The 22692-nt window shown below is 45.0% G+C and carries 28 protein-coding genes and 2 tRNA genes; 15 read left to right on the top strand and 15 right to left on the bottom strand.

Going from position 1 to position 22692, the window contains the following annotated elements; all coding sequences use genetic code 11:
• Positions 1 to 78: 78 nt before the first annotated feature.
• A complete protein-coding gene (gene ggt / locus CHA6605_RS26805; RefSeq protein WP_015162510.1) occupies positions 79 to 1872 on the bottom strand; it encodes a gamma-glutamyltransferase in 1794 nt (597 codons plus the stop codon).
• 184 nt (positions 1873 to 2056) lie between these two features.
• On the opposite strand from ggt, the gene rdgB reads away from it, so the two are divergent.
• Entirely contained in the window at positions 2057 to 2647 is a 591-nt protein-coding gene (rdgB, locus tag CHA6605_RS26800) for an RdgB/HAM1 family non-canonical purine NTP pyrophosphatase (protein WP_015162509.1), read from the top strand.
• 200 nt (positions 2648 to 2847) lie between these two features.
• Positions 2848 to 3090: a NifU family protein gene (locus CHA6605_RS26795; protein WP_015162508.1), complete on the top strand. Its 243-nt coding sequence runs from the start codon at positions 2848 to 2850 to the stop codon at positions 3088 to 3090.
• A 122-nt stretch (positions 3091 to 3212) separates the two neighbouring features.
• On the opposite strand, the gene mazG is transcribed toward CHA6605_RS26795, so the two are convergent.
• The 3 genes from mazG to CHA6605_RS36355 form a co-directional block, all read right to left on the bottom strand.
• On the bottom strand, positions 3213 to 4025 hold the full coding sequence (gene mazG, locus CHA6605_RS26790) for a nucleoside triphosphate pyrophosphohydrolase (RefSeq protein ID WP_015162507.1): 813 nt from the start codon (positions 4023 to 4025) through the stop codon (positions 3213 to 3215).
• A gap of 145 nt (positions 4026 to 4170) precedes the next feature.
• Positions 4171 to 4425, bottom strand: coding sequence for a sunset domain-containing protein (locus CHA6605_RS26785; protein WP_041548480.1), 255 nt, complete (start codon positions 4423 to 4425; stop codon positions 4171 to 4173).
• Between the two features lie 130 nt (positions 4426 to 4555).
• Complete coding sequence (locus CHA6605_RS36355) at positions 4556 to 4687, bottom strand: hypothetical protein (protein ID WP_269744544.1); 132 nt, start codon at positions 4685 to 4687, stop codon at positions 4556 to 4558.
• 291 nt (positions 4688 to 4978) lie between these two features.
• Here CHA6605_RS36355 and CHA6605_RS26780 point away from each other — a divergent pair, with 291 nt between their 5' ends.
• From CHA6605_RS26780 to CHA6605_RS26760, 5 genes are all read left to right on the top strand, one after another.
• Entirely contained in the window at positions 4979 to 5350 is a 372-nt protein-coding gene (locus CHA6605_RS26780; protein ID WP_015162506.1) for a hypothetical protein, read from the top strand.
• 418 nt (positions 5351 to 5768) lie between these two features.
• Positions 5769 to 7160, top strand: coding sequence for an asparagine--tRNA ligase (gene asnS, locus CHA6605_RS26775; protein ID WP_015162505.1), 1392 nt, complete (start codon positions 5769 to 5771; stop codon positions 7158 to 7160).
• A gap of 221 nt (positions 7161 to 7381) precedes the next feature.
• Positions 7382 to 8452: a sodium-dependent bicarbonate transport family permease gene (locus tag CHA6605_RS26770; protein WP_015162504.1), complete on the top strand. Its 1071-nt coding sequence runs from the start codon at positions 7382 to 7384 to the stop codon at positions 8450 to 8452.
• Positions 8453 to 8454: 2 nt separating this feature from the next.
• Complete coding sequence (locus tag CHA6605_RS26765; protein WP_015162503.1) at positions 8455 to 8742, top strand: P-II family nitrogen regulator; 288 nt, start codon at positions 8455 to 8457, stop codon at positions 8740 to 8742.
• A 269-nt stretch (positions 8743 to 9011) separates the two neighbouring features.
• The gene (locus CHA6605_RS26760; RefSeq protein ID WP_015162502.1) at positions 9012 to 9692 is read left to right on the top strand and encodes a class I SAM-dependent DNA methyltransferase; all 681 of its coding nucleotides are present in this window, start codon (positions 9012 to 9014) and stop codon (positions 9690 to 9692) included.
• Positions 9693 to 9891: 199 nt separating this feature from the next.
• On the opposite strand, the gene CHA6605_RS26755 is transcribed toward CHA6605_RS26760, so the two are convergent.
• Positions 9892 to 10452, bottom strand: a complete 561-nt coding sequence (locus tag CHA6605_RS26755) for a DUF4149 domain-containing protein (protein ID WP_015162501.1) — start codon at positions 10450 to 10452, stop codon at positions 9892 to 9894.
• An 84-nt stretch (positions 10453 to 10536) separates the two neighbouring features.
• The gene (gene sipA / locus CHA6605_RS26750) at positions 10537 to 10758 is read right to left on the bottom strand and encodes a regulatory protein SipA (RefSeq protein WP_015162500.1); all 222 of its coding nucleotides are present in this window, start codon (positions 10756 to 10758) and stop codon (positions 10537 to 10539) included.
• Between the two features lie 396 nt (positions 10759 to 11154).
• Here sipA and CHA6605_RS26745 point away from each other — a divergent pair, with 396 nt between their 5' ends.
• Positions 11155 to 11436 (top strand): RNA recognition motif domain-containing protein, encoded by a 282-nt coding sequence (locus CHA6605_RS26745; protein ID WP_015162499.1) that lies wholly within the window; start codon positions 11155 to 11157, stop codon positions 11434 to 11436.
• Positions 11437 to 11576: 140 nt separating this feature from the next.
• Positions 11577 to 11765: a 30S ribosomal protein S21 gene (gene rpsU / locus CHA6605_RS33285; protein WP_015162498.1), complete on the top strand. Its 189-nt coding sequence runs from the start codon at positions 11577 to 11579 to the stop codon at positions 11763 to 11765.
• A 140-nt stretch (positions 11766 to 11905) separates the two neighbouring features.
• Here rpsU and CHA6605_RS26740 read toward each other — a convergent pair whose 3' ends face one another.
• Together CHA6605_RS26740 and CHA6605_RS26735 are read right to left on the bottom strand one after the other, a co-directional pair.
• Positions 11906 to 12610 (bottom strand): CPBP family intramembrane glutamic endopeptidase, encoded by a 705-nt coding sequence (locus CHA6605_RS26740; protein WP_015162497.1) that lies wholly within the window; start codon positions 12608 to 12610, stop codon positions 11906 to 11908.
• 302 nt (positions 12611 to 12912) lie between these two features.
• Positions 12913 to 13506 (bottom strand): superoxide dismutase, encoded by a 594-nt coding sequence (locus tag CHA6605_RS26735; RefSeq protein ID WP_015162496.1) that lies wholly within the window; start codon positions 13504 to 13506, stop codon positions 12913 to 12915.
• A gap of 411 nt (positions 13507 to 13917) precedes the next feature.
• Between CHA6605_RS26735 and grxC the strand changes: the two genes are divergently transcribed.
• Positions 13918 to 14193, top strand: coding sequence for a glutaredoxin 3 (grxC, locus tag CHA6605_RS26730; protein WP_015162495.1), 276 nt, complete (start codon positions 13918 to 13920; stop codon positions 14191 to 14193).
• Between the two features lie 53 nt (positions 14194 to 14246).
• Here the strand turns inward: grxC and CHA6605_RS26725 are convergent.
• From CHA6605_RS26725 to CHA6605_RS26715, 3 genes are all read right to left on the bottom strand, one after another.
• Positions 14247 to 14319, bottom strand: a tRNA-Arg gene (locus tag CHA6605_RS26725).
• 360 nt (positions 14320 to 14679) lie between these two features.
• Positions 14680 to 14761, bottom strand: a tRNA-Leu gene (locus CHA6605_RS26720).
• A gap of 91 nt (positions 14762 to 14852) precedes the next feature.
• A complete protein-coding gene (locus CHA6605_RS26715) occupies positions 14853 to 15032 on the bottom strand; it encodes a chlorophyll a-b binding domain-containing protein (RefSeq protein WP_015162494.1) in 180 nt (59 codons plus the stop codon).
• A gap of 683 nt (positions 15033 to 15715) precedes the next feature.
• On the opposite strand from CHA6605_RS26715, the gene CHA6605_RS26710 reads away from it, so the two are divergent.
• The 5 genes from CHA6605_RS26710 (at position 15716) to CHA6605_RS34630 (ending at position 19456) form a co-directional block, all read left to right on the top strand.
• On the top strand, positions 15716 to 16489 hold the full coding sequence (locus CHA6605_RS26710; protein ID WP_015162493.1) for an RNA polymerase sigma factor SigF: 774 nt from the start codon (positions 15716 to 15718) through the stop codon (positions 16487 to 16489).
• Positions 16490 to 16657: 168 nt separating this feature from the next.
• On the top strand, positions 16658 to 17353 hold the full coding sequence (locus CHA6605_RS26705; protein ID WP_041548477.1) for a hypothetical protein: 696 nt from the start codon (positions 16658 to 16660) through the stop codon (positions 17351 to 17353).
• 139 nt (positions 17354 to 17492) lie between these two features.
• Positions 17493 to 18629, top strand: a complete 1137-nt coding sequence (locus CHA6605_RS26700) for an ISAs1 family transposase (protein WP_015157748.1) — start codon at positions 17493 to 17495, stop codon at positions 18627 to 18629.
• 159 nt (positions 18630 to 18788) lie between these two features.
• Positions 18789 to 19214: a hypothetical protein gene (locus CHA6605_RS26695; RefSeq protein ID WP_015162492.1), complete on the top strand. Its 426-nt coding sequence runs from the start codon at positions 18789 to 18791 to the stop codon at positions 19212 to 19214.
• 89 nt (positions 19215 to 19303) lie between these two features.
• On the top strand, positions 19304 to 19456 hold the full coding sequence (locus CHA6605_RS34630) for a hypothetical protein (protein WP_015162491.1): 153 nt from the start codon (positions 19304 to 19306) through the stop codon (positions 19454 to 19456).
• Positions 19457 to 19495: 39 nt separating this feature from the next.
• On the opposite strand, the gene prfB is transcribed toward CHA6605_RS34630, so the two are convergent.
• From prfB to CHA6605_RS26675, 4 genes are all read right to left on the bottom strand, one after another.
• Positions 19496 to 20612 (bottom strand): peptide chain release factor 2 gene (gene prfB / locus CHA6605_RS26690; RefSeq protein ID WP_015162490.1). Its coding sequence is split into 2 segments (ribosomal slippage): positions 19496 to 20536 and positions 20538 to 20612, totalling 1116 coding nucleotides; the frame shifts between segments, so codons are not numbered across the junction.
• Positions 20613 to 20722: 110 nt separating this feature from the next.
• Complete coding sequence (locus tag CHA6605_RS26685; RefSeq protein ID WP_015162489.1) at positions 20723 to 21019, bottom strand: DUF3181 family protein; 297 nt, start codon at positions 21017 to 21019, stop codon at positions 20723 to 20725.
• Positions 21012 to 21263, bottom strand: coding sequence for a 2TM domain-containing protein (locus CHA6605_RS26680; RefSeq protein WP_015162488.1), 252 nt, complete (start codon positions 21261 to 21263; stop codon positions 21012 to 21014). The genes CHA6605_RS26685 and CHA6605_RS26680 overlap by 8 nt, the downstream gene beginning before the upstream one ends.
• A gap of 131 nt (positions 21264 to 21394) precedes the next feature.
• Entirely contained in the window at positions 21395 to 22414 is a 1020-nt protein-coding gene (locus CHA6605_RS26675) for a 30S ribosomal protein S1 (protein WP_015162487.1), read from the bottom strand.
• Positions 22415 to 22692 lie beyond the last annotated feature (278 nt).

The raw sequence follows: 22692 nt of genomic DNA, 5'->3' as shown, positions 1-22692 counted from the left end.
ACATCGAAATCGATGGTAAGGGTAAGCCATGAATTACCCCTACCACCAACTCATCTTAAAAATCCAATTATCAATTTCTTAGAAGCCCCGTGCGGTGCCTTCTCCGCGCGGATCTGCGGCACCTTCGAGCCTACCATCAGGGAGCTGTTGAATGGCGTTAGCATTACCCCAATCTTCGCGTTGCTCGATTTGATGTCCCCGACGGCGGAGTTCGGCTAGAGTGGCAGGCTCGAATCCCCACGGCTCGACATTTACCTTGTCTGGTAGCCATTGCTGATGAATTCGTCCCGCAGCAACTGCCGCGCCGACATCCATCTTGTACTCCAAGACATTGAGCAAGACTTGCAAGACGGTTGTAATAATCGTGCTCCCACCTGGTGCGCCGACAGCTAGGCGAAATTTACCGTTTTCGGTGACGATCGTGGGTGTCATGCTCGATAGTGGTGTCTTACCAGGCGCGATCGAGTTTTTCTCACCCCCGACTAAGCCAAACACATTGGGTACCCCTGGTGCGATCGCAAAATCATCCATCTCATCATTTAATAAAATCCCCGTCCCCGGGACTACCACCCCCGCACCAAATCGATAATTAACCGTAAAAGTCAGGCTGACAACATTGCGATCGCGATCGACTACAGTCAGGTGGCTAGTTTCGAGTGATTCTGGAGATTTGTAGGCGTACACCTTGCTTGCGTTGAATACCCCTGTAGACGATCGATTTAGCACGGGTGATGCGGTACGATCGAATTGTTTTAACAGTGATGGGGTAGCAGGTTTGACGCTGCTAGAGATCCGCGCTCGTTCTGGATTAATTTCTTGGCGACGTTTGGCAGCGTAGGCTGGATTAATTAGAGCGGAGACGGGAACTTTGGTAAAATCGGGATCGCCGAGATATTCAGATCGATCGGCATAAGCAATCCGCATCGATTCGACGAGAAGATGCAGCGCATTAGGACTATGCCAACCCAGCGTGGCTAAATCCGTATTACCGATCGTATTTAAGATTTGGATTAAATGCACGCCGCCAGATGACGGCGGAGCCATCGAGCAGACATCGTATTTGCGGAATTTGCCGCAGACAGGCGCGCGCCACTTGGGGCGATAGGCTTGGAGATCGGCAAGAGTAATTAAGCCTTTGTTTTGACGCATATCGCGATCGATCGCACTAGCAATCGATCCGGTATAAAAATTCTGAGGATTGCGCGCGATCGCCATTAATGTCCGCGCTAGATCCCTCTGTACGAGACGTTCTCCCGCTTGTAACGGGCGTCCGTTGCGCGTAAAAATAGCTCGTGCGGCTGGATTGCTGGCTAAAAGTTTCTGCTTTGATTTGGCTTGCTCGGTATAAAGCTCACTCACATTAAAGCCATCCCGCGCCAGCTTAATTGCTGGCGCGACAACCGTCCGCCAGGGTAACTTACCGTACTGTTTGTGCGCCGCTGCCAACCCCGCGATCGTCCCCGGTACCCCCGCCGCCAAATGTCCCTCCAGACTGGCATTCGGGCGCACCTTTCCTTGGGCATCCAAATACATATTCCGCGATGCCTTTTGCGGCGCGCGCTCGCGAAAATCCAGAGATTTAATTTCCTTCCCCATTTTTGTCATCATAAAACCACCTCCGCCAATTCCCGCCGCAAACGGCTCCACCACCGAAATCGCCAAAGTCGTCGCTACCGCTGCATCGATCGCATTACCACCCTGTTGCAAGATCTCCACCCCTGCCTGAGTAGCCAGCGGATGCGCCGATGCTACCATCGCATTTTGACTGCGAGTAGGGCGCACAAAAGCCGCAAAAACTGGGACAGAACTAGCTAGAATCAGAAATGAGCTAATCGTCAACGTGTAGCGATAAAAACCTCTAAAAATCTCCACAATATTTTCTCTGCGCCCTTTGCGCCGCTGCGGTTAAAATAAGTCTCTACAAAAATTGCCTTCGAGCGAACTATTTGTAGCGTCGATTATCGGATCGTGGCACTTCAATCGCCACAAACACCGACTTTCGATCGTTGTCAGATTGACTATCCACTATTTTCACCAGCCACTAGTTACTAAATTCATGCCTAAACTAATTGTAGCCACTAGCAATCCTGGTAAATTGAGAGAAATGCAAGCCTATCTGAGTGGTAGCTCCTGGGAATTGAGCCTCAAACCCGCCGAATTAGATGTCGATGAGACGGGAACCACTTTCGCCACTAACGCTTGCCTCAAAGCCTCTGAAGTGGCGATCGCGTTGAATGAGTGGGCGATCGCTGATGATTCTGGACTCCAAGTAGATGCTCTCAATGGCGCGCCCGGAATTTATTCCGCCCGATATGCCGATACCGACAAAGCAAGAATCGATCGCCTTCTCCAAGAATTAGCCGATTTTCCCGAACCGCACCAACGACAAGCACAATTTGTGTGTGCTGTAGCTGTCGCCCGTCCCGACGGGACAATCGTCGCCCAAGCCGAAGGTATCTGTCGCGGCGAGATTCTCACCGCTCCACGCGGTGTCGATGGTTTTGGCTACGATCCAATTTTTTACGTCCCCTCCAAACAACTCGCCTTCGCCGAAATGTCCGTCGAAACCAAACGCAGCATCAGTCATCGCGGGATTGCTTTTGGCATTATTACCCAGAAGTTAGCCGAGATTGCTGCGGGAGAATAGGCTTTAGGTTTTAGGTAGAAGGCTTTGGGTTTTAGGCTCTAGGTAGAAGGCGTAACATTACTCATTAACCATTACTCATCAATTCCTCACAAAGATAGAGAGATCTGCCCCAAAACAATCGGGAAATAATCGACTGGATCGGTTACGATCGAGATGAAGTAGATCGCTCGTCACTCCTGCTCAATTTGGTTTAGTAAACTATGTCTGAATCTTTAACACTCAATCCTGCTAACGTCGAAACCGTACTCGATACCCTCCGCCCTTACCTGATGGCTGATGGTGGTAACGTAGAATTGGTGGATATCGATGGCCCGATTGTCAAGCTTCGCCTCCAAGGTGCCTGCGGTTCTTGTCCCAGCTCGACAATGACCCTCAAAATGGGTATCGAGCGCAAATTGTGCGATATGATTCCCGAAATTTCTGGTGTCGAACAAGTTTTTTAAGTTAGTCTTACCTAGTTATCTTTTTAGTCTCGATCGACAAGCAATACAATCTGTGGGGCGGTGTTTCATGCCAGCCCTCTAATGTTTCAGAAACCCGATTTTTAGAAAAGTCGGGTTTCTAGCTATCCACCCGCTTTTAGTCTTTGCTTGGCTTGCTGCCATAGCGTTTCTAATTCCCCGATCGAATATTCAGTTAAAGGCTTATCAATATAGCATTCCATCTGTTGGATGCGATCGATAAAGCGTTGATTGGTACCGCTCAAACCTCGCTCTGGATCTAACTCAAACCATCGCGCCAGATTTACAACGGTAAATAATAAATCCCCTAATTCAGTCTCTTGATGAGCGATATCGGGGGTGGCTAATGCTTCTTTAAATTCTGCCAATTCTTCATCGAATTTTCCCCACACGCCCTCGACATTCTCCCATTCAAATCCCATCGCCGCAGCGCGCTTGGAGATCTTCATTGCCGCAGTTAGCGGCGGTAGTTTCTCAGCATAACTACTCAATTTATCGCTGAGTAATTCGGTTTTCTGACCTTTTTCGATCGCTTTAATTTCTTCCCAATTGGCGCGGACATCTTCGACACCATCTACTGTAACATCACCAAATACATGTGGATGGCGGCGAATTAATTTCTCACTAATGCCGCGTGCGACATCCTCGATCGTAAATTGCCCCGCCTCACTAGCTATTTGCGACTGCAACACTACTTGCAATAATAAATCCCCTAACTCTGACACGATCGCGTCTCGATCGCCACTCCGAATCGCATGTACCGCCTCATAAGCCTCCTCGACGATGTATGGAGTCAAACTCTGCGGTGTCTGTGCCAAATCCCAAGGACAACCCCCATCGGGATCTCGCAATTTGGCGACAACATCGATTAATCCTTGGAGTGCAGGAAGTAGTTGGCTAGAATTATTGTCTGTCATATGTTTGATGCTCGTGCGCTAGCGGTTGTCGATCGCAATCTACATGCCAATATTAGCGAACTTTTAATCATACACAATTGTCGATCGAGATTGGGATTGGTTCATTTTAGTCAACCACACCCGCTCTCGATCCGAAAATACCTACTTATCTTGGTGCTTTCTTCCAGCCATTGGCAATTGCCTCTGACTCGGCACAAAACCATCGTTCTCCTCTTTGGGGGGAAATCTCAGTAATTTCGTAGTCTTTCATCCCAGGAAGGTGATAGAGCTTCTGATTCTTATTCCAAGATATATTGCCCTTGATATTGCAACCTGGCTTGGGAAGTAGATTTTGGGACAGCAGACGATTGGAAAATAAAGCGATACCACCAAAAATCACTAGCCTAAATAATGTTTTCATGCTGCAACAGGATCGAAGAATGGATTTAGTATTCCCAACTTTCGCTCGATCGACACATTTAGATATTATTGCAATAGCCAAGATCGTTAAGACCCGTTTGGTTAGTTCGCATGTATTGGCACAATTCGTGCTAAATCTCCAAATGTGAGATTGTTGGAATGCGATCGGTGGGTAGATCTCCGCTGGCACTAGTTAACTCCGAACGATCGAGATTAGATGGCATAATCTCGATCGAATCTTCCAACGTTGAATGCTCAAACATCACTAGTCAATCTCAATTACAGAGTTAGTGTACCCACACTCGATCGATCGGCGGTTAGCGCAGATCTGTGATTCACCTCGCCCTACGGGTACCCCTCCTAGAAGGAGATTTTTAGGACAACCATCGCCAATTATTAGAGCGATTTGAGCAATTTAGCTTAGAGCCAGCCGTTAATCGTAGATCGCGATCGAACGTTACACATAAAGCACATAATTATTTAAGTATTTTCGACATATTTCGTGTCAATTTACTGGGTATATTAAATTTGTGTAGCATTGGGTTAGCAAAGCTGTGAAAAGCGTTTACGTATTGTGGTCGTTAGTGACTGGTGTGGGTTTGTTAGGCGTTCGGACATTTGGAAATCCGTTTAGCGATCGAGTGGATTATCGAGTTGAATATAGTGGCAAAGCTGGAAGTACATTGTGGGGGAGTTATACCATGACTCAGCACGATCGTTCCCGCATTAGCACCACCCAACAGGCAGTGGGAAAACTGCCACTGATGATTAAGTTTTCTACAGGTAAAAATATGATAATTTCGGCAAATGGTTCGACAGCTAACCAAGAGCCAATTACCATCAAAATTTACAAACATGGTTCGGAATGTAGCAATTCCGATCGGATCGATCGTGCGGGAGTCACCGATACGGTTGTATGTAGGTAACCCAAGTTGCTAGTTACTCGATTTGGTGGAGGGATTAGGCTTTAGGCTTTAGGCTTTAGGCTTTAGGCTTTAGGCTTTAGGGAACGAGACGTTTGCCAACAAGTAATATGAGTAAAGAATAGATCGTCAATGAGCTAGATAAGTCGGGGTGCTAACTAATTAATTGTTAGCACCCCGCTCTTAATTTAATTAGACTTGGTAGCTCGATCGATTTTGGTTTTAAAATCTGCATAACACTATACTTAAAAAACAAGAATGACAGATGGGGACAGTAGACTCTACGTACAGCAAGATTTTCCCAATCCGCAATCCCCAATCCAAAATGGTATAAGGGTCGCACTAAACCTTTAGCAGGTTGAATATGGCAGACTAGAGAGTGTGGGATTTGCCATACGTCGATTTACTAGCCTGACTAAAGATGATTACTAATTATATTTCTACAATCCTTCGTGGAGGTAATCCCGGAGATGCCGTTACCGTGCGCGGGTGGATTCGGAGTAAACGCGAAGCCAAAGAATTTGCCTTTGTCGATATCAACGATGGCTCCTGCATGGCAAATATTCAGGTAGTAGTCGATCGCCATGTCCCCAACTATGACACCATTGTCAAACAAATTAATACCGGAGCTTCGATCGAAGTCATCGGCGAATTAGTAGAGTCCCCCGCCAAAGGACAACGCTTCGAAGTCAAAGCCAGTCAAGTCAAAATTTACGGCGAAGCAGATCCCGAAACTTATCCGTTACAGAAAAAACGCCACTCCTTTGAATTTTTGCGCGAAATCGGGCACTTGCGATCGCGTACCAATACCCTGAGCGCGGTATTTCGGGTGCGTAATGCTTGTGCCGCAGCCATCCATCAATTTTTCCAAGAACGCGGCTTCTTGTGGGTACACACGCCGATTATTAGTGCTAGCGACTGCGAAGGTGCGGGGGAAATGTTCAATGTCACCACCCTCAACCTCAAAAATGTCCCCTTAACTCCCGACAGCCAGATCGATTACAGTCAGGATTTCTTCGGAAAGGCGGCATATTTGACTGTCAGCGGCCAATTAGAAGCCGAAGTGATGGCGATGGCATTTAGTAATGTTTACACATTTGGGCCGACATTTCGTGCCGAGAATTCCAACACGTCGCGGCACTTAGCCGAGTTTTGGATGATCGAGCCAGAAATGGCCTTTTGCGATCTCCGCGAGGATATGGATCTGGCCGAAACATTTCTCCAGTATGTATTTAAATATGTGATGGAAAACTGTCAAGCGGATATGGAATTTTTCAACGAGCGGATCGATAAATCGGTCTTAGCCACGGCGGAGAATATTATTAACAATCAATTTGAACGCCTCACCTATACTAACGCGATCGAATTACTCGAAAAATCGGGACAAAAGTTTGAATACCCAGTCAGTTGGGGACTCGATCTCCAGTCCGAACACGAACGCTATTTAGCCGAGGAAGTTTTTAAAAAGCCAGTCATCCTCACCGATTATCCCGTCGAAATCAAAGCTTTCTACATGCGGCTCAACGATGATGGCAAAACCGTCGCCGCTATGGATATTCTCGCTCCCAAAATCGGTGAAATCATCGGTGGCTCACAACGCGAAGAACGCCTCGACGTCCTCGAACGCCGACTGCTCGCTCAAGGACTAAATCCTGCCGACTACTGGTGGTATCTGGATCTGCGCCGCTACGGTACTGTACCTCATGCTGGCTTCGGGTTAGGATTCGAGCGGTTGGTGCAATTTATGACTGGAATGACCAATATCCGCGATGTCATTCCCTTCCCCCGCGCACCCTTAACTGTCGAGTTTTAAAATTAGGGGATAGGGGATAGGCTTTAGGTTTTAGGTTTTAGGTTTTAGGGGTTACGTCATTACCCATTACTCATTACCAATCCACCCATCCACCCATTCACCCCATTAGGAATCTTGCCATTTGAATTTATCGATCGGTGTTAACAAATTGAAACATTTGCTGAGTTGTCACTAACAGCCGGATAATGAACAGACATTGATAACTAAATTTTGAAGATCCGATGGATAGCAATTTAATTCTGTCTAATATCTTAAATCCGCCAGTGTTGTTCTTTTTCTTGGGAATGCTGGCGGTTTTTGTACGATCCGATTTAGAAATTCCCAATCCCTTACCCAAACTATTTTCGCTCTATCTACTAGTCGCTATCGGCTTCAAAGGTGGACACGAGCTATTTGAGAGCGGTTTGAGTCCGATGATTATCAGTACCTTGCTCGCAGCGGTATTTATGGCATCGATCGTGCCAGTATATTCTTTCTTTATTCTGCGGGTTAAATTAGATAATTACAATGCTGCGGCAATTGCGGCTACTTATGGTTCGATTAGTGCGGTCACGTTTATTACTGCTAGTTCCTTGCTCGACAAAATTGAGATTCCATATGGCGGTCATATGGTAGCCGCTTTAGCACTAATGGAGTCACCCGCGATCGTGGTAGGTTTGGTTTTGGTAAGGATATTTACACCCAAAGCACTAGATATTTCTGTTGATGAAAAACACGATCGGGATGACACCGACAACAAACATCATAAAGATGAAGTCGATAATAAAAATAATAAGGATGAAGCAGATAACCAAGAAACTTCTTGGGGTGAAGTCTTAAGAGAGGCTTTTTTAAATGGCTCAGTTTTATTATTAATTGGTAGCCTCATCACGGGAGTACTCACTGGTGGTGATGGCTGGACAAAAGTGCATTTATTTGTCGAAAAAGATCTATTTTATGGCGCACTAATGTTTTTCCTGCTCGATATGGGATTAGTGGCAGCCCGGAGGATTCAAGATCTGCAAAAAACTGGCATGTTTCTAATTAGCTTTGCAATTTTAATGCCACTTGCTAATGCTTTGCTAGGAATTCTACTCGCTAAATTAGTCGGTATGGGTGAAGGTAACTCTCTGCTATTTGCCGTATTGTGCGCTAGTGCTTCTTATATTGCCGTACCTGCAGCCATGCGGATGACAGTCCCCGAAGCAAATCCCAGTTTGTATGTATCGATGGCTTTAGCAATTACTTTTCCTTTCAATATCATTGTTGGAATTCCGCTCTATCTCCAAACTATTAAACTATTGGGAGTCTAACTATGCTTCAGCCTGTTAAAAAAGTTGAAATAATCGTCAGTTATTTAGAAGTGCCTGCCGTGCTGAAGATTCTTAAAAAGAATTCAATCCGAGGTTATACAGTCATTAATAATGTTTCTGGTAGTGGCGAACATGGCTATTCTGGCGACGATCTGATCACTAATAGCTATATTATGATTATTTGTACCGATCTAGAAATGGCTGAAAAGCTCTCGAATGCGATGCAACCACTACTCAAAAAACTCGGTGGCATTTTCATCATTACCGACGCTCAGTGGATCGCTCACTGATAAAATATCCGCGTTACTGAATTGATGTATGAAATGTGCATAAAAAGTAAATCATACTAAAATTCAGCAACGCCAAATATCCATTTTTTGTCAATGTAGTATACTAAGATAAGTAAGTAGGTGCAATTATTTATCAAATAGATTATGCCTGAAACCTAGATGGTGGGCACTGCCCACCCTACGCGGTATTTTATATTTAATTGTGCCCATCTACTTATACCTTCTGCCTGTCTTAACATACAGAATAAATCTTTCCCTGCGTAACCTGAATGACGATCGATTTATCCGCAGAGCGACAAATTATCGACTCGTGGCATCAAAATGCCAGAGCTTGGAGCGTCGCAATCTCAGAACAACAAATCGCCAGCCGTCAACAAGTCACAAATCGATCGATTATCGATGCCGTCGTCAGTCGTAGCGCCCGTAAAGTTCTCGATATCGGTAGTGGTGAAGGCTGGCTGACGCGTGAATTGACGGCGCGCGGAATGGATGTACTGGGTGTCGATGTCGTTCCGGCATTCATCGAACGATCGCAAACTCAGGGTGTAGGCAGATTTGAGTTAGCTTCCTATGCCGAAATAGCAGCAGGTAAACTTGGCGAAAAATTCGATCTCGCAGTGGCAAACTTTTCATTATTTGGCAATGAGTCGGTAACCGATTTATTTCGATCGATTCCATCACTACTCAACGATGGGGGCACATTTATCGTCCAAACCCTGCATCCGCTTGTCGCCTGTGGCGATTTTCCATATTCAGATGGCTGGAGAGCATCGTCATGGGCTGGTTTTAGCGATGATTTTACCGATCCGGCTCCTTGGTATTTTCGCACGGTGGCAACATGGGTAGAGCTATTTACTACCCATGGATTTACCATTGCCGAAATTCGCGAACCCTTACATCCGCAGACAGACAAACCTGCTGCGGCAATCTTTATCGGCGTACTTCATTAGCGAAGGCAGCAGCTCGCATTTCTGGTGGTCGGGTCGAACGACGAAAGCGTCGCGATTTTCTTCGACCCGACCACGTAGACGCTCCGCGTTGGCCTAGCCTCGTCTCTGGCAAAACCCGACTGTATAGCCAGACAAGACAGAATGCACGATCGTTTCGATCGTGCAGTGTTGCTAAGGACTCCTCAAATACAACAATTTCTTACCGAGCGATCGCCCGATTGCCACACTTTGACAACAATAACCCGGCAATCGCCAATTTGCTAGCTTCTAATACCCAGTAGATTGCGTGCAGTTGAGTCATTTCTGCGGGCAGAGATTTTGTCGTCGCCAAGACGTCTAAATTTATCCCTAAGCCACTCATATAAGGCGTGAGCACAAAAGTATAGCTCAGGGCGATTAGCAGCAGCATCACAGCACTAGCAATCATTTCCCGTTTAGTTTCTAAATCGGCTCTAGATACCTCACTCAATGCCCACATGCTGCTAAGTGCCGCAGCCGCACATAATAACTCGACCCGATTGAAAATCCAAAAAATACTATAACTCGCCGAGGCAAAGCCACTACTCTCCATCATCCCCGTCGTCCAGAGGGTGGGCATGATGACGAAATCTAATAGCAAACTACCACTCAGCCACAGACCCAAGCTGCCGATCGCGACATTCTGCCATTGTCTGACTGGAGTCTGTCCTACTAAAAAGCTATTCTTGTCTCCACCATTAAATGCTTGTGTCATATCATCTACTTTTTTAGCGATCCTCATTATTCAGGATAACTTATGACATTGATAAGCAGTACTAATTTTTGTGTCGAAGTCAGCTTGCTTTGTGACAGTTTCGAGCTGGAGCTAGCTAACAACTACCTCTAAATAACGATCTTCAAGCAAAAAGGAGCTGCGATCGAATTTGACTGCCCAATAATTGCCGGGTTTGCGATCGATAATTATGCCCTCGGCACCAATCTCTAATAGAGTGGGGGGGCGCAACATCGGCATCGGATCGGCAGTTTTTAGATACGGTGGTAACGCAATAATCTTTACCGTTGCACCAATGTTAAATTCTTGAGACATAATTTATTAATTCAGCAAATATCGATTATTATTTAGCAATTACATAGAGTCGATTAAATAATTTCTGCAACAGTCGATCGAATGATTTTACAAAAGTAGCTGCGCTCGATCTAACTGGTAATTGCTAGCGGTGGAGAGCATCACTGGTGTTTCGATCGTCAGCACTCATACATTAGAGCGGGGACATAGTTATAACATCTACACTTATTTAAAAAAATAGCATGAGTCAGAATCCATCACTTGCAATGGAAATCGATCGATATTATGGTAAACGATCGGTTTCCAAGATCTTGTGCTACCATTATAAATGAAGATTATTTTCGGCTGTATGGTTCTTTTTACAAGCTTTTCTCCGAATCTAACTCTCTACACCTACAGGATTCTGGAGACAGCGATATGTCAATTTACGTCGGCAATTTATCCTACGAAGTTACGCAGGATGACCTGACTCAGACTTTTGCCGAATACGGTAAAGTCAAACGAGTTCAATTGCCTACCGATCGGGAAACTGGTCGTCTACGCGGTTTTGCTTTTGTCGAAATGGAAACCGACGCCGAAGAATCTGCTGCTATCGAAGCTCTCGATGGTGCTGAATGGATGGGTCGCGACCTCAAAGTCAACAAAGCCAAACCTCGTGAAGAAAAAGGCTCCTTCGGTGGTGGCAACCGCCGCTACTAAGCCCGAACCCCAAAGTTCGCGCTCGTAAGGTCTTTAAGGACAGACGTCAAGTTTGTCCTTATTTTGGTTGGTAAATAGTTGGAAGAATACCACTCTTTCAGCCATAATGATTAGTTAGTAAGTTTTTTGGATGGGTTAGGATGTCTCAAGTTATTCCCGGTGAAAGTGAAGGCATTGAGTCAGTGCTACGCCGATTCAAGCGAGAAGTCTCCAAAGCGGGGATTTTTCCTGATATGCGCAAACACAGACACTTTGAAACTCCAATTGAGAAGCGCAAGCGCAAGGCAATTGCCAGACACAGACAGAATAAGCGTCGGTTCCGCACTTAATCTGCCTGTTATCTCAAGTATTTAAACCTATAGATCTGTTCGGTGAGTACTTATGACTCGATCGAGCAGATTTTTGGTATATATGTATTGTAAACCTGGGGGCGTCTAAATTTATCGCCCAAATTTAGAGTAAATACCACTCACCCCAAGAGGATATGCCAACTAACGATTTGCAAAGCCAAATCCGCTGCGAGATGGCTCAGATAACCAGGCAATAGCGAGTTATAGATCTTGGTACATCTAGCCCATAATACTCCTGCCACAAACACTGCGATCGAGCCGACAACTACCAACCGCCAATCATCACAATAAGCAACCAGCAAAATGATATGGTGCAGCGTAAAGAACCCCGCCGAAATCCATACCGCCTGCTCCTGCGTCCATAATCTGGCACAGTGACGGTAGACAAACCACCGCCAGACATACTCTTCAATTAGCGAATTAACTAAAGTCTGGAAAGTCCCAAATCCAAATACCATCAAGGGAATGTTCATCCCCATCTGGGTGACTCTAGCTCTAATATCGGGAATATTCAACCAATATCTGCCCGCAGACCAGTAGCTAGCCAAGATCGCACTCAACATCACCAATCCCAGGATAACGCCGATCGCCCAGCCATCGGGAGCCAATCTCAACTTTAGCTGCTGTCGCTCTACCGATACATGCCACCAGAGCGGAAATACCAACAGCCAGATGCCACAACAAACCGCGATGATTTGTCCGGTTGCGCCTGGGGCAATAACTGTCGAAAACAGCGCGCCGAGGCTGGTGATGGGCACGATTAATAATAATGCCAGAATCGAGCGATTGCGTTCGATTAAATAGATATTATGGGTCGATTTCATCGATTAAATTGAGAACGGGAAGCATATTCTTAACTTAATCCCTAAACTTGTCTACTTAATGCTCGATCGGACAGTTATGCGATCGTCCATCTGTTCGTATTTTATACCACTAAACCCAGAAGACCGCGATCTCTAGCTCCGGGTGAGATGGATTGAAGACTTGCTGTTGTCAGTAAAGAGCGAACTATTGGGGGTGGCAGGGGCAAATTGAAGTGGAGTGCCAGTCAAAATCGCCTCCACAACAGTTGTAATTTAAATAATGGAGTTGGAGTGGGGATGGACGCTTGCGCGTCCACTGGCGACTATTTGAAATTAGCCGCAGCAAAATCCCAGTTGACCAAGCTATCTAAGTAGGTACTGATAAAGTCTGGGCGACGATTTTGGAAATCGAGGTAGTAGGCATGTTCCCACACGTCTAACGTTAGCAGGGGAGTTTGGCCGTGAACGAGGGGATTTTCAGCGTTACCAGTTTTGGTAATCTTGAGCGTACCGCCATCGTTAACTAACCAAGCCCAACCACTACCAAATTGAGTCGTAGCAGCAGCTTTAAAGTCTGTTTTAAATTGGTCGAAGCTACCGAAGTCAGCATCGATTTTGGCAGCCAATTCGCCAGTTGGGGCACCACCGCCATTAGGCTTCATGGATTTCCAGAAAAAAGCATGATTCCAAACCTGAGCGGCATTATTGAAGATACCTGCTTTACTGGCATCACCAAAACTACCTCTAACAACATCTTCGATCGACATATCCGCCATCGGCGTATCTTTGGTAAGATTGTTGAGGTTAGTCACATAAGTAGCATGGTGCTTACCATAGTGAAACTCAAACGTCTTTGCGGACATGTGTGGCTCTAAAGCACTGACATCATAAGGCAAAGCTTCTTGTACGAACGCCATTGGGGATGCTCTCCTAAAATTAGTAGTATTTTTACTCTATGCTGACTATAGCAAATTTAGCCAGCTAGACGCGAGCAAATCGACACAAATCTGCTGGCTATCGGGCTTTCTGCTGCGATGCCCGATCGAGATCGATTGGCAAAGATCGGCAAAAATGCCGAGATCGATCCATGCAATTGGCGGATTGCCGATCGTTAGTTTACGAGTAGGATTAAGCTTATTAGTTACCCAATAACTACTGCAACTTAGATCGCTATTTACTGGTGGTCTATTTTTTGTATCTATATTTGGAGGGCGATCGCTAACCCATGCGAGACAATCTGCGATAACGTATCGCTGCTAGCGATCGATCTCCGTCGAAAAGTGCCAATATAGATAGGTAAAACCTGGATTGAATTAGCTAAAGTTGCTATGCAGCCAAATATTGAGATCTATACCTGGCGTAGTTGTCCCTATTGTATCCGCGCAAAGGCATTGTTAAAGAGTAAAGGTGTTGAGTTTACTGAGTATGCGGTCGATGGTGACGAGCAGGCACGTTCGGAAATGGCCAAAAGAGCTAATGGTAGACGCTCATTACCGCAAATTTTTATCGATGACGCTCACATTGGTGGTTGTGACGATCTCCACGACTTGGACGATAGCGATAAATTAGATTCGCTATTGGGAATTGCTAAATCTAATAATTAGTGCTAAACAAAAAAGCAGCCGACATAAATTATGTCGGCTGCTTCTAGTTATGATGAGCACGGAGGGATTCGAACCCCCGATCCTCAGGACCGGAACCTGATGCTCTATCCACTGAGCCACGTGCCCTAACTTATGCAATTATATCACAACCTATCTAGAAAATTTCGATCGCGGTTAACCGATCGAATCTACTCTCTCAGAGTAGCGAGTCAATAGTGGATAGTGGCTGAGCTGTCGAACATCTAAATAAGACATTCTATTTTGTCAACTCATTCGATCGAGTAGATTCATTGGCGTAGCCTGCCGTAGGCACAACCAAAGACGAACGAAATCACAGTGCGAGATTGTCTACTTCTGGAGTTGGAAAGGAGTAACTACGACAATCTCAAGTTACAATTGTGGCAGTTTTTGGGTAATCTAATTAAGACAAAGCCCAGATTTCAATAGCGAAATCTGGGCTTTGTTGTCGGTCGAGACCGAACCTAATGCGGATGGGGAGACTCGAACTCCCAAGGACTAAGCCACACGCACCTCAAGCGTGCGCGTATACCAATTCCGCCACATCCGCTTGTTAATTTTTTCTTGAGGTGCGTTTTATGCGCTTTGTTAATCTACCACGATTTATAGTACCAGTCAAGAGGGTCGAGGATCTAACAGTGTTAGCGCAGCCCCAGCCACGTCCAGAGATCTTGTCCTGTTACTAATTCTAAAAGCAATAACAAGACAAATCCCACCATTGCAAAGCGACCATTTGTGCGTTCGGCATAGACATTCCAGCCAAAACTAGGCTCGACTGGGGGAGTAATAATGTTTGAGTCTGTTGATGTTTCGATCGTCACGAGTGATATTCACCTCCTATTTATCTGTCATTTTAATCGATTCGCAATTTATTTTTGGCATAAATTGCCGCAATACCCACTCAAATCGCCATTTGCGATTGACATGCGATCGAGATCGATGTCGGACTTGTGATGTTATCACAACCGATCGCCAAAGAATCGCCCACAATAAGGACAAGTCCATAGTAAACATCGGGGAGCAGGCAGATAAGTGAAATTACGTAGAAGACTCGATCGAATATTGCTAGGCTATTGACAACTGGTAATCCCACTGATGGAATTTATGAAGATTTGAGACTAAACTTGACGAGCTAAGATCCGCAACTCACAAAAGGATCGAGCGAAATTGAGTAAATAGAGATTATGCGATCTATTAAGTGAACTATATAATAGCAACTTTTGTTTCAACTGCTTGACCGAAGAGCTGTAGGCTCATCCTCGAAAGCAATCTAAGTAAGTCATCACAAAAAAATTCGCTCGCCCAGTTCACCATTTCAGCACATCTAAAAACACCGATTCACTATCTGCGCTCCTCTTGTCCAGAGGTGCTGGTAACGATCGATTTAGATGAGTTACAGCAGCATGACTAGTATTTTTGCTAGCAATTAGCGATTGCTGCCAATTTTAAACTATGGTTTCGCATTGTTCGCGATCTACTATCAACTCTTATTTATAAAATTGTCATGACTACCGTTTTAGAATGCGATCTGAAGCACCACAGTTTACAACTATTGCGCGAATATCAGCAGACTGGCAAAGCAAGACTGCGCAACCAGATTGTGGAACTAAACTTGGGATTGGTGCGGAAAGAAGCACACTACTGGGTGAGTCAGTGCAAAGAGACTTATGACGATTTGCTGCAAGTTGGCAGTATCGGACTGATTAACGCGATCGATAAATTTGAAGTCAGTAAAGGATATGCCTTTAGTACTTTCGCAATGCCCTACATTAGGGGTGAAATTCAACACTATCTACGCGATAAGAGTTCGGTCTTAAAAATGCCCCGAAAGTGGTTCGCACTGATCCAACAATCGGCAACTATTATCAAAAATTTTCAAGCAGAATATCAACGCCAACCTACCGAAACCGAAATTGCCCAAGCATTGGATATTTCCCTCATCGAGTGGCAAGAAATTAAAATGGCGTACCAAAACCGCCAGCCAGTGAGTTTGGACTGTCCTGTCGGCAGCGACGAAGAAGCAAATAACCTCGCCGATCTTTTACCAGATAAACACTACCAGAGCTTTCAACTGACTCAGGAAGATCGGATGCGCGTCCAACAAAGTCTCGTCTCTCTCGAACAACATACCCGCCAAATTCTCGAATTTGTCTTCCTCCACGATCTGACGCAAAAACAAGTCGCTGAGCGGATGGACATTAGTGTCATCACCGTATCTCGCCATGTCAAAAAGGGACTTAACGTGCTCAAGTCAATGTTGGTTAATAATGATGCCTAGAAAACGATATTGTCGATAAAGATTTGGGTAGTATAAAAATAGACAAGCCATTTTCTGTGAGTATCTGAGGATTTCAGGTGATAGCGCAGAGTAGAGGTCTAAATTATCCCGACCATTATCAACGTTATATGTATATAGATATTCAGGGAAGCGAGGTATAGAAATTATATGAATAAATCTTGGTTTTACCAAATCGCGATCGGTAGTTTGGCAATCCTCGCGAATAGCTGTGGCAATAGCCAGCCTGCGGCAACCCCACCTGCAAGTCCTACTCCCGCTACTAGTCCTGCGGCGACTGCACCCACCACAGCGGCTCCCACCGCTACAGCTCCAGTTGTTGCTCCTACAACCCCAACCGCGCTCGTTCCTGCAACTGCCACACCCACCATCCCAGGCAAAAAATCCGTATCTGTTGACGTTGCTGCTGGTTTGATCGCGCCTACCGATGGCGATAGTTGGGCCAAAACCGTCACCAAAGGTCGCCCCGATCCATTTGCGACACTCTCCTTACAACCAGTCGTAGCTCCCGATAAATTAGATGAGTTCGGTCAAGTAATTGGCAGACCAGGATCTGCTTCGATCGCTGGCAATGCTCCTACAATCAAATCTGGGGTAAATAAATCCCTCCCAACCATCAAAGTCGCTTCAAGTTTGCCGACAACAACTAAAGTTTCTGGCAAACGAATTGCACGTAGAGGTTCGACTTCTGTAGAAGGTAGCATTACTCGCGATGGATCGGTTTCCTCGATTCCTAGAACTGGAATCAATAGAGCTTTACCAAAAATTGCTGTTGCCGTTAAACCAACTAATGGTGCAAAATCTCCCGCAGGCGGCAAAATTGCCAAAAACAATAAAGCAGGGTGAACGCACTTAAATCTTATATTATTAAAAACACTTAGAAACTAGATGTAAATTTGATTCATCAAAGATGTGAAATCTATACCCGTCGATAGCTTTAGCTAATTAATTGTGTTAAGTTGATTTGGAACTAATATCATGTAAAATGAAGCTGAAGCCTAAGCATAGTATCGCAGAACACTTTGACGACATAGAAGACATTAGGATTGAACGTGGAAAAAAACATAAACTAATCGACATCATCACGATCTCCATTTGTGCTGTAGTATGTGGGGCGGACGGATGGATAGATATAGAAATGTATGGTATAGCCAGAAAAAAATGGTTAGAAAAGTTCCTAGAACTACCGAATGGAATCCCATCTCATGATACATTTGCTAGAGTATTTTCACAAATTAATCCTGATGAATTTAATAAATCATTCCTGAGTTGGATTAAAGGAATAAGTAAAATAACCGCAGGAGAAATAATTGCCTTTGATGGAAAACAATCTCGAAACTCAGGAGATGAAAAGAATGGTCAAGGTGTAATTAATACAGTCAGTGCCTGGGCTGCAAGTAATAGATTAGTATTAGGTCAAAAGAAAGTAGAAGGAAAATCTAATGAAATCACAGCACTTCCCGAACTGATTCAAATCTTGGATTTAGCAGGATGTATCGTTACCATCGACGCAATGGGATGTCAAAGAGAAATAGTCAAAAAAATCGTCGAAAAAGATGCAGATTATGTAATTGCTGTAAAAAAGAATCAACCGACCTTGTACAAACAAGTAAAGCAGCTATTTAAACAAGCAATTGAAACTCAGGGAAAAGACCTCAACCTGAGTAGCTTCAACAGTAGAGAGATGAATAGAGGTAGAGAAGAAATTCGTAATTATTTAATGATAACAGATGTTGCGGAGCAAATAGATCCACTGCAAAAATGGAAAAAGTTAACTAGTATTGGCATGGTAGAATCAGTTCGAGTTGTCGGCGGAAAGACGAGTGTAGAAACTCGTTATTTTATCAGTAGTCTAGAGAGCGATGCTCAAAAATTAGCAGAGGGAATTAGAAGTCATTGGTCGATAGAAAATTCTCTTCACTGGGTGCTTGATGTTGCTTTTAAAGAAGATGATAGTCGAATTAGGAAAGATAATGCTCCAGCTAATTTTGCGATTTTACGACATATAGCAGTTAACATAATTAGTGAAAATAAAAGTCGAAAGTTAAGTGTTAGAAGTAAGAGATTCTTGGCGACACTTGACGAAGAATATTCAACTGAACTTTTAGAAGCTATTTTGTAATTTATTTGCACTAATTAATCTCGGCTTGACTAATGAGTTGGTCGAGCTTTCTGCTACACTAAATTAAATTAATCGGATCTCATGTTTGATTTTAGTTTCAATTGGCATTGTAATAAGTGCAATTAGTTAGTAAGTACGATTGAGTTAGCTATTCTAGTTTTGATCGATCGAATTACACCCGATTTTGATGCGTTCACCCTGAACAATAAAGCTGGCAACAATAATGTCCTGCGCCCTACAAATATCGGTGCTACTCCCTCAACAACATCTGGAGGAACGACAATTGCGGCTAGAACAGAAAAAGTTGCCGAAAAACCGCTTCAGGCATTGGCAGTAGAAATATCTGGAGTAATTGAAGTAGACGGCAGAACTCAAGTTATCGTCAAATTACCAAACGAATCATTCAGTCGCTATATCGATGTCGGCGATCGTGTCTCAAATGGTAGAGTATTAGTCAAACGAGTCGAAGGCCAACAAAGTCTAACTCCGACTGTCGTACTAGAAGAAGTTGGTGTCGAAGTTCCTCGACAAGTTGGCGATAGAGCAGCAGCCAACAATGCTGCGCCTCAAGCTAATCCTAAATAGTTTTAATCAGAGTATTAAAAAAAGCCCGATCGAATTCGATCGGGCTTTTTGATGAATGCCTACTGTTTAACAAAAATTAGTAACTATTTATGAATTGTGTTTTGTTGGAAGAAATGGCATTATATGGAGTTGCTGGAGAACCAGCCTATATCGATAATATCTTCTTATTTAGATATAGTTTGGGAAATATAACGATCTATTCTTTTCAAACTTTGAATGATTATTTTTGTCTGGCTAATTGACATACGATCGATAGATAAATTCTCAAAAATCATCAATCTTTACTCACTTACCATCATATTTTCCTGGCGTAAATAGGCTTCGATAAACTCATCGATCTCCCCATTCATCACGTCACCAACCGCCGTTGTTTCCACGCTAGTGCGTAAATCCTTCACCATTTGATAGGGATGAAAAACATAGTTACGAATTTGTTGACCCCAGGCAGCTTCCACCATATCGCCGCGAATTTCGGCGATTTCTTTGGTCTTTTGCTCTTGCGCGATGATGAGTAATTTAGCTTTGAGAATTACTAGGGCTTTTTCTTTATTCTGAAGCTGACTGCGTTCCTGCGTACAGCGCACGGCGACGCCTGTAGGCTTGTGAACGATCCGCACGGCTGTTTCTACTTTGTTCACATTTTGCCCACCTTTACCGCCCGCACGGGTGGTGGTGATTTCCAAATCGGTGTCGGGAATATCGAGTTGGACGGAATTATCGATTAGCGGCATCACTTCTACGCCTGCAAAACTCGTTTGCCGTTTGTCATTGGCATTGAAGGGCGAAATTCTGACTAGACGGTGGGTGCCTTTTTCGCTACGAAGATAACCGTAGGCGTATTTACCTTCGATTTCTAGGGTGGCAGATTTTAATCCGGCTTCTTCTCCTTCGGAAATTTCGGCAAGTTGGACTTTATATTTACGATCTTCCGCCCAACGGGTGTACATCCGCAAGAGCATCTCAGCCCAGTCCTGGGCATCTGTGCCCCCAGCACCAGCGTTGATAGTGAGTATTGCCCCCTTCGCATCATAAGTCCCCGATAATAGCTGTTCTAATTCCCATCGATCGAGTTCTAAACTCATCTGGGAGAGGTTCTGTTTGGCTTCTTGGTACAAAGCCTCGTCTGGTTCGAGTTCGAGCAGTTCTAGGGCGGTTTGAGCGTCGGCAACACTGCTTTGCCAGTGTTGAAACTGCTCTAAGTGAGACTTATAGTCGTTGAGTTCTTGCATCGCAGCTTGAGCCACATTTTGGTTATCCCAAAACTCTGGCTGGGCGGCGACTTGCTCTAAGTCTTGAATTTTGGCCGTCAGTGCGGGGATGTCAAAGATATTGCTGGGTCTTGCCCAGGCGATCGGATAGGGTGTTAATATCGCGTTTGATGTCTACGAGGTCGATCATTCTAGTGGGTAGTGGATAGTGGATAGTGAATAGTGGATAGCCTGTCGGTTGGGTTTTGCTATCGCTCTACCCAACAGCTAGCTAAACCCAACAGCTAGCGATTCCGAACGTTACATATCTCGTTCGTAGTCTTGGAGGACGTCCATGAGACGGGCTTGAGCGGTGACGGGGATGAGATTGAGGAGGGAGGTTTTTTGTCTGCCGCCGCCGAGATCGATCGAGATGTTAGTCAAAATTTCGGTGAGTTTGTTGCCGTTCAAACCATTATTCAGTAATGGATATATTTGTTCGGCTAAAGTGGTGTGGAGTTTGGCATCTTTAAGATAGAGGTGCCATTTAGCGACGTCGATATATACTTTATCGCCAATTTCCGCTGCGAGATCTTCGATTTGTTGATTGTTAGCCATCGGTATTAGGGGAGTAATTAGCAATGGTGAAAATATACAAAGCGTGTGCCAACAAGATCGTCGCCCAGACTCCAGTTACCCATACAGACCAGCTCCAGTCAGCTTTTTGGAAAAGCTTAAAAAACCACATTCCGGAGTTTGATGCTGAAAAGAGGGCGACATGAAAGGCAAATGTCATTCTGTCATCTAGTTTACGGAATGCAGGGTCGTTTCGATCGGGTTCGCGCGGCCAACGGGGAGGCATAATTCAATTAGTTGATAGTTGATAGTTGATAGCGAAGCAAGATAGTCGATCGTTGCCACCCGTAAATATTGGGTTAATAAAAAGAGGGACTAGCCCTCTCTTTATTCTAATCACTAGGTGTAGAAATGGATCTAGGTTGCTGCAACTTCTTCTTCGTCGTCGATGGCGGAAGGAATTTCTTCTTCTACGATGTCGGGGATAGCTTCGGCGGCAGCAGCAGGCAACTCGATCGATTCTAAAGGTTGACCGGAAGCTTTAGCTAATAACATCTCGCGATATTTAGCTGCCATTTCATCGGCCATTTCATAGACGCGATCGCGATTTTTGATCATGTCGCCTGGTTCTGGTTCCAATTGCTTGGTCGAGAGCGAGATCCGTCCGCGCTCGGCGTCGAGATCGATGATCATCACTTTGACTTCATCGTTGACATTAAAGACGCTGTGAGGCGTGTCGATGTGGTCGTGCGAAATCTCCGAAATGTGCAGCAGTCCGCTGACACCACCGATATCGATAAACGCACCGTAAGGTTTGATACCACGTACCGAACCGATCACGACTTCGCCAACTTCTAGGCGATTCATCTTCCGTTCGACAAGCGCGCGACGGTGGCTCAGAACTAGACGGTTGCGATCTTCGTCTACTTCGAGGAACTTGAGGGGGAGTTCTTCGTTAACTAATTCTTCTTTGGCTTTGCGAGTGCTGATGTGCGAGCCGGGGATAAATCCGCGCAGTCCTTCAATGCGGACTAGAGCACCACCACGGTTGGTCGCAAATACTTGTGAGCGAACGGTCGCATCTTCGGCTTGAAGTTGGCGAACCCGTTCCCAGGCGCGCATGTACTCGATCCGGCGAATGGAGAGGGTGAGCTGCCCGTCTTCGTTTTCATCTGTGAGAATGAAAAATTCGCGAGTTTCGTTGGATTGCAGTACCTCTTCAGGTTGATCGACGCGGTTGATCGACATCTCCTGAATTGGAATGTAGGCAGCAGTCTTCGCGCCAATGTCAATCAGGGCACCCCTTGGCTCCAGACTAAATACGGTACCAGCGACGACATCTCCCGGGCTAAAGTGGTAATCGTATTTGTCGAGAAGGGCTGCGAAATCGTCGAGAGTGAAGCCGATATCTGTAGAGGTTGTTTTCTGACTGACCATGCAATAAATTATCCTAGTGGTTTTTTCTCCGTAATTACTTTGCCTCCTGTAAATGTACGCGCATGTTGACCAAAGTAGATCGGCTAATAATGTGTCGCTTACACCTACATATCTCTATTCGTCTCGTTACGAGAACGTCGAAGAGTTTATATTTAGAGTCCAAACATCGTATTATAGCACACGATCGCTCTATTGTTCGCCCTTTTCGATCGAACGATTGTCTCAACTTAACTACCAAGACAAAAACCCGACTTCTCTGCGAAGTCGGGTTCCGATGA

This window comes from Chamaesiphon minutus PCC 6605, assembly GCF_000317145.1.
Classification (GTDB): domain Bacteria; phylum Cyanobacteriota; class Cyanobacteriia; order Cyanobacteriales; family Chamaesiphonaceae; genus Chamaesiphon; species Chamaesiphon minutus.
Note: the sequence above shows the minus strand (reverse complement) of the source record. Positions and strands in the feature narration are given on the sequence as shown.

Excerpts from the sequence above, each read along its gene's own strand:
- rdgB (WP_015162509.1), top strand. The coding sequence starts at position 2,057 with ATGCCTAAACTAATTGTAGCCACTAGCAATCCTGGTAAATTGAGAGAA.
- CHA6605_RS26795 (WP_015162508.1), top strand. The coding sequence starts at position 2,848 with ATGTCTGAATCTTTAACACTCAATCCTGCTAACGTCGAAACCGTACTC.
- mazG (WP_015162507.1), bottom strand. The coding sequence starts at position 4,025 with ATGACAGACAATAATTCTAGCCAACTACTTCCTGCACTCCAAGGATTA.
- CHA6605_RS26785 (WP_041548480.1), bottom strand. The coding sequence starts at position 4,425 with ATGAAAACATTATTTAGGCTAGTGATTTTTGGTGGTATCGCTTTATTT.
- CHA6605_RS36355 (WP_269744544.1), bottom strand. The coding sequence starts at position 4,687 with ATGTTTGAGCATTCAACGTTGGAAGATTCGATCGAGATTATGCCATCT.
- asnS (WP_015162505.1), top strand. The coding sequence starts at position 5,769 with ATGATTACTAATTATATTTCTACAATCCTTCGTGGAGGTAATCCCGGA.
- CHA6605_RS26770 (WP_015162504.1), top strand. The coding sequence starts at position 7,382 with ATGGATAGCAATTTAATTCTGTCTAATATCTTAAATCCGCCAGTGTTG.
- CHA6605_RS26765 (WP_015162503.1), top strand. The coding sequence starts at position 8,455 with ATGCTTCAGCCTGTTAAAAAAGTTGAAATAATCGTCAGTTATTTAGAA.
- CHA6605_RS26760 (WP_015162502.1), top strand. The coding sequence starts at position 9,012 with ATGACGATCGATTTATCCGCAGAGCGACAAATTATCGACTCGTGGCAT.
- CHA6605_RS26755 (WP_015162501.1), bottom strand. The coding sequence starts at position 10,452 with ATGAGGATCGCTAAAAAAGTAGATGATATGACACAAGCATTTAATGGT.
- sipA (WP_015162500.1), bottom strand. The coding sequence starts at position 10,758 with ATGTCTCAAGAATTTAACATTGGTGCAACGGTAAAGATTATTGCGTTA.
- CHA6605_RS26745 (WP_015162499.1), top strand. The coding sequence starts at position 11,155 with ATGTCAATTTACGTCGGCAATTTATCCTACGAAGTTACGCAGGATGAC.
- rpsU (WP_015162498.1), top strand. The coding sequence starts at position 11,577 with ATGTCTCAAGTTATTCCCGGTGAAAGTGAAGGCATTGAGTCAGTGCTA.
- CHA6605_RS26740 (WP_015162497.1), bottom strand. The coding sequence starts at position 12,610 with ATGAAATCGACCCATAATATCTATTTAATCGAACGCAATCGCTCGATT.
- CHA6605_RS26735 (WP_015162496.1), bottom strand. The coding sequence starts at position 13,506 with ATGGCGTTCGTACAAGAAGCTTTGCCTTATGATGTCAGTGCTTTAGAG.
- grxC (WP_015162495.1), top strand. The coding sequence starts at position 13,918 with ATGCAGCCAAATATTGAGATCTATACCTGGCGTAGTTGTCCCTATTGT.
- CHA6605_RS26710 (WP_015162493.1), top strand. The coding sequence starts at position 15,716 with ATGACTACCGTTTTAGAATGCGATCTGAAGCACCACAGTTTACAACTA.
- CHA6605_RS26705 (WP_041548477.1), top strand. The coding sequence starts at position 16,658 with ATGAATAAATCTTGGTTTTACCAAATCGCGATCGGTAGTTTGGCAATC.
- CHA6605_RS26700 (WP_015157748.1), top strand. The coding sequence starts at position 17,493 with ATGAAGCTGAAGCCTAAGCATAGTATCGCAGAACACTTTGACGACATA.
- CHA6605_RS34630 (WP_015162491.1), top strand. The coding sequence starts at position 19,304 with ATGAATTGTGTTTTGTTGGAAGAAATGGCATTATATGGAGTTGCTGGA.
- CHA6605_RS26685 (WP_015162489.1), bottom strand. The coding sequence starts at position 21,019 with ATGGCTAACAATCAACAAATCGAAGATCTCGCAGCGGAAATTGGCGAT.
- CHA6605_RS26680 (WP_015162488.1), bottom strand. The coding sequence starts at position 21,263 with ATGCCTCCCCGTTGGCCGCGCGAACCCGATCGAAACGACCCTGCATTC.
- CHA6605_RS26675 (WP_015162487.1), bottom strand. The coding sequence starts at position 22,414 with ATGGTCAGTCAGAAAACAACCTCTACAGATATCGGCTTCACTCTCGAC.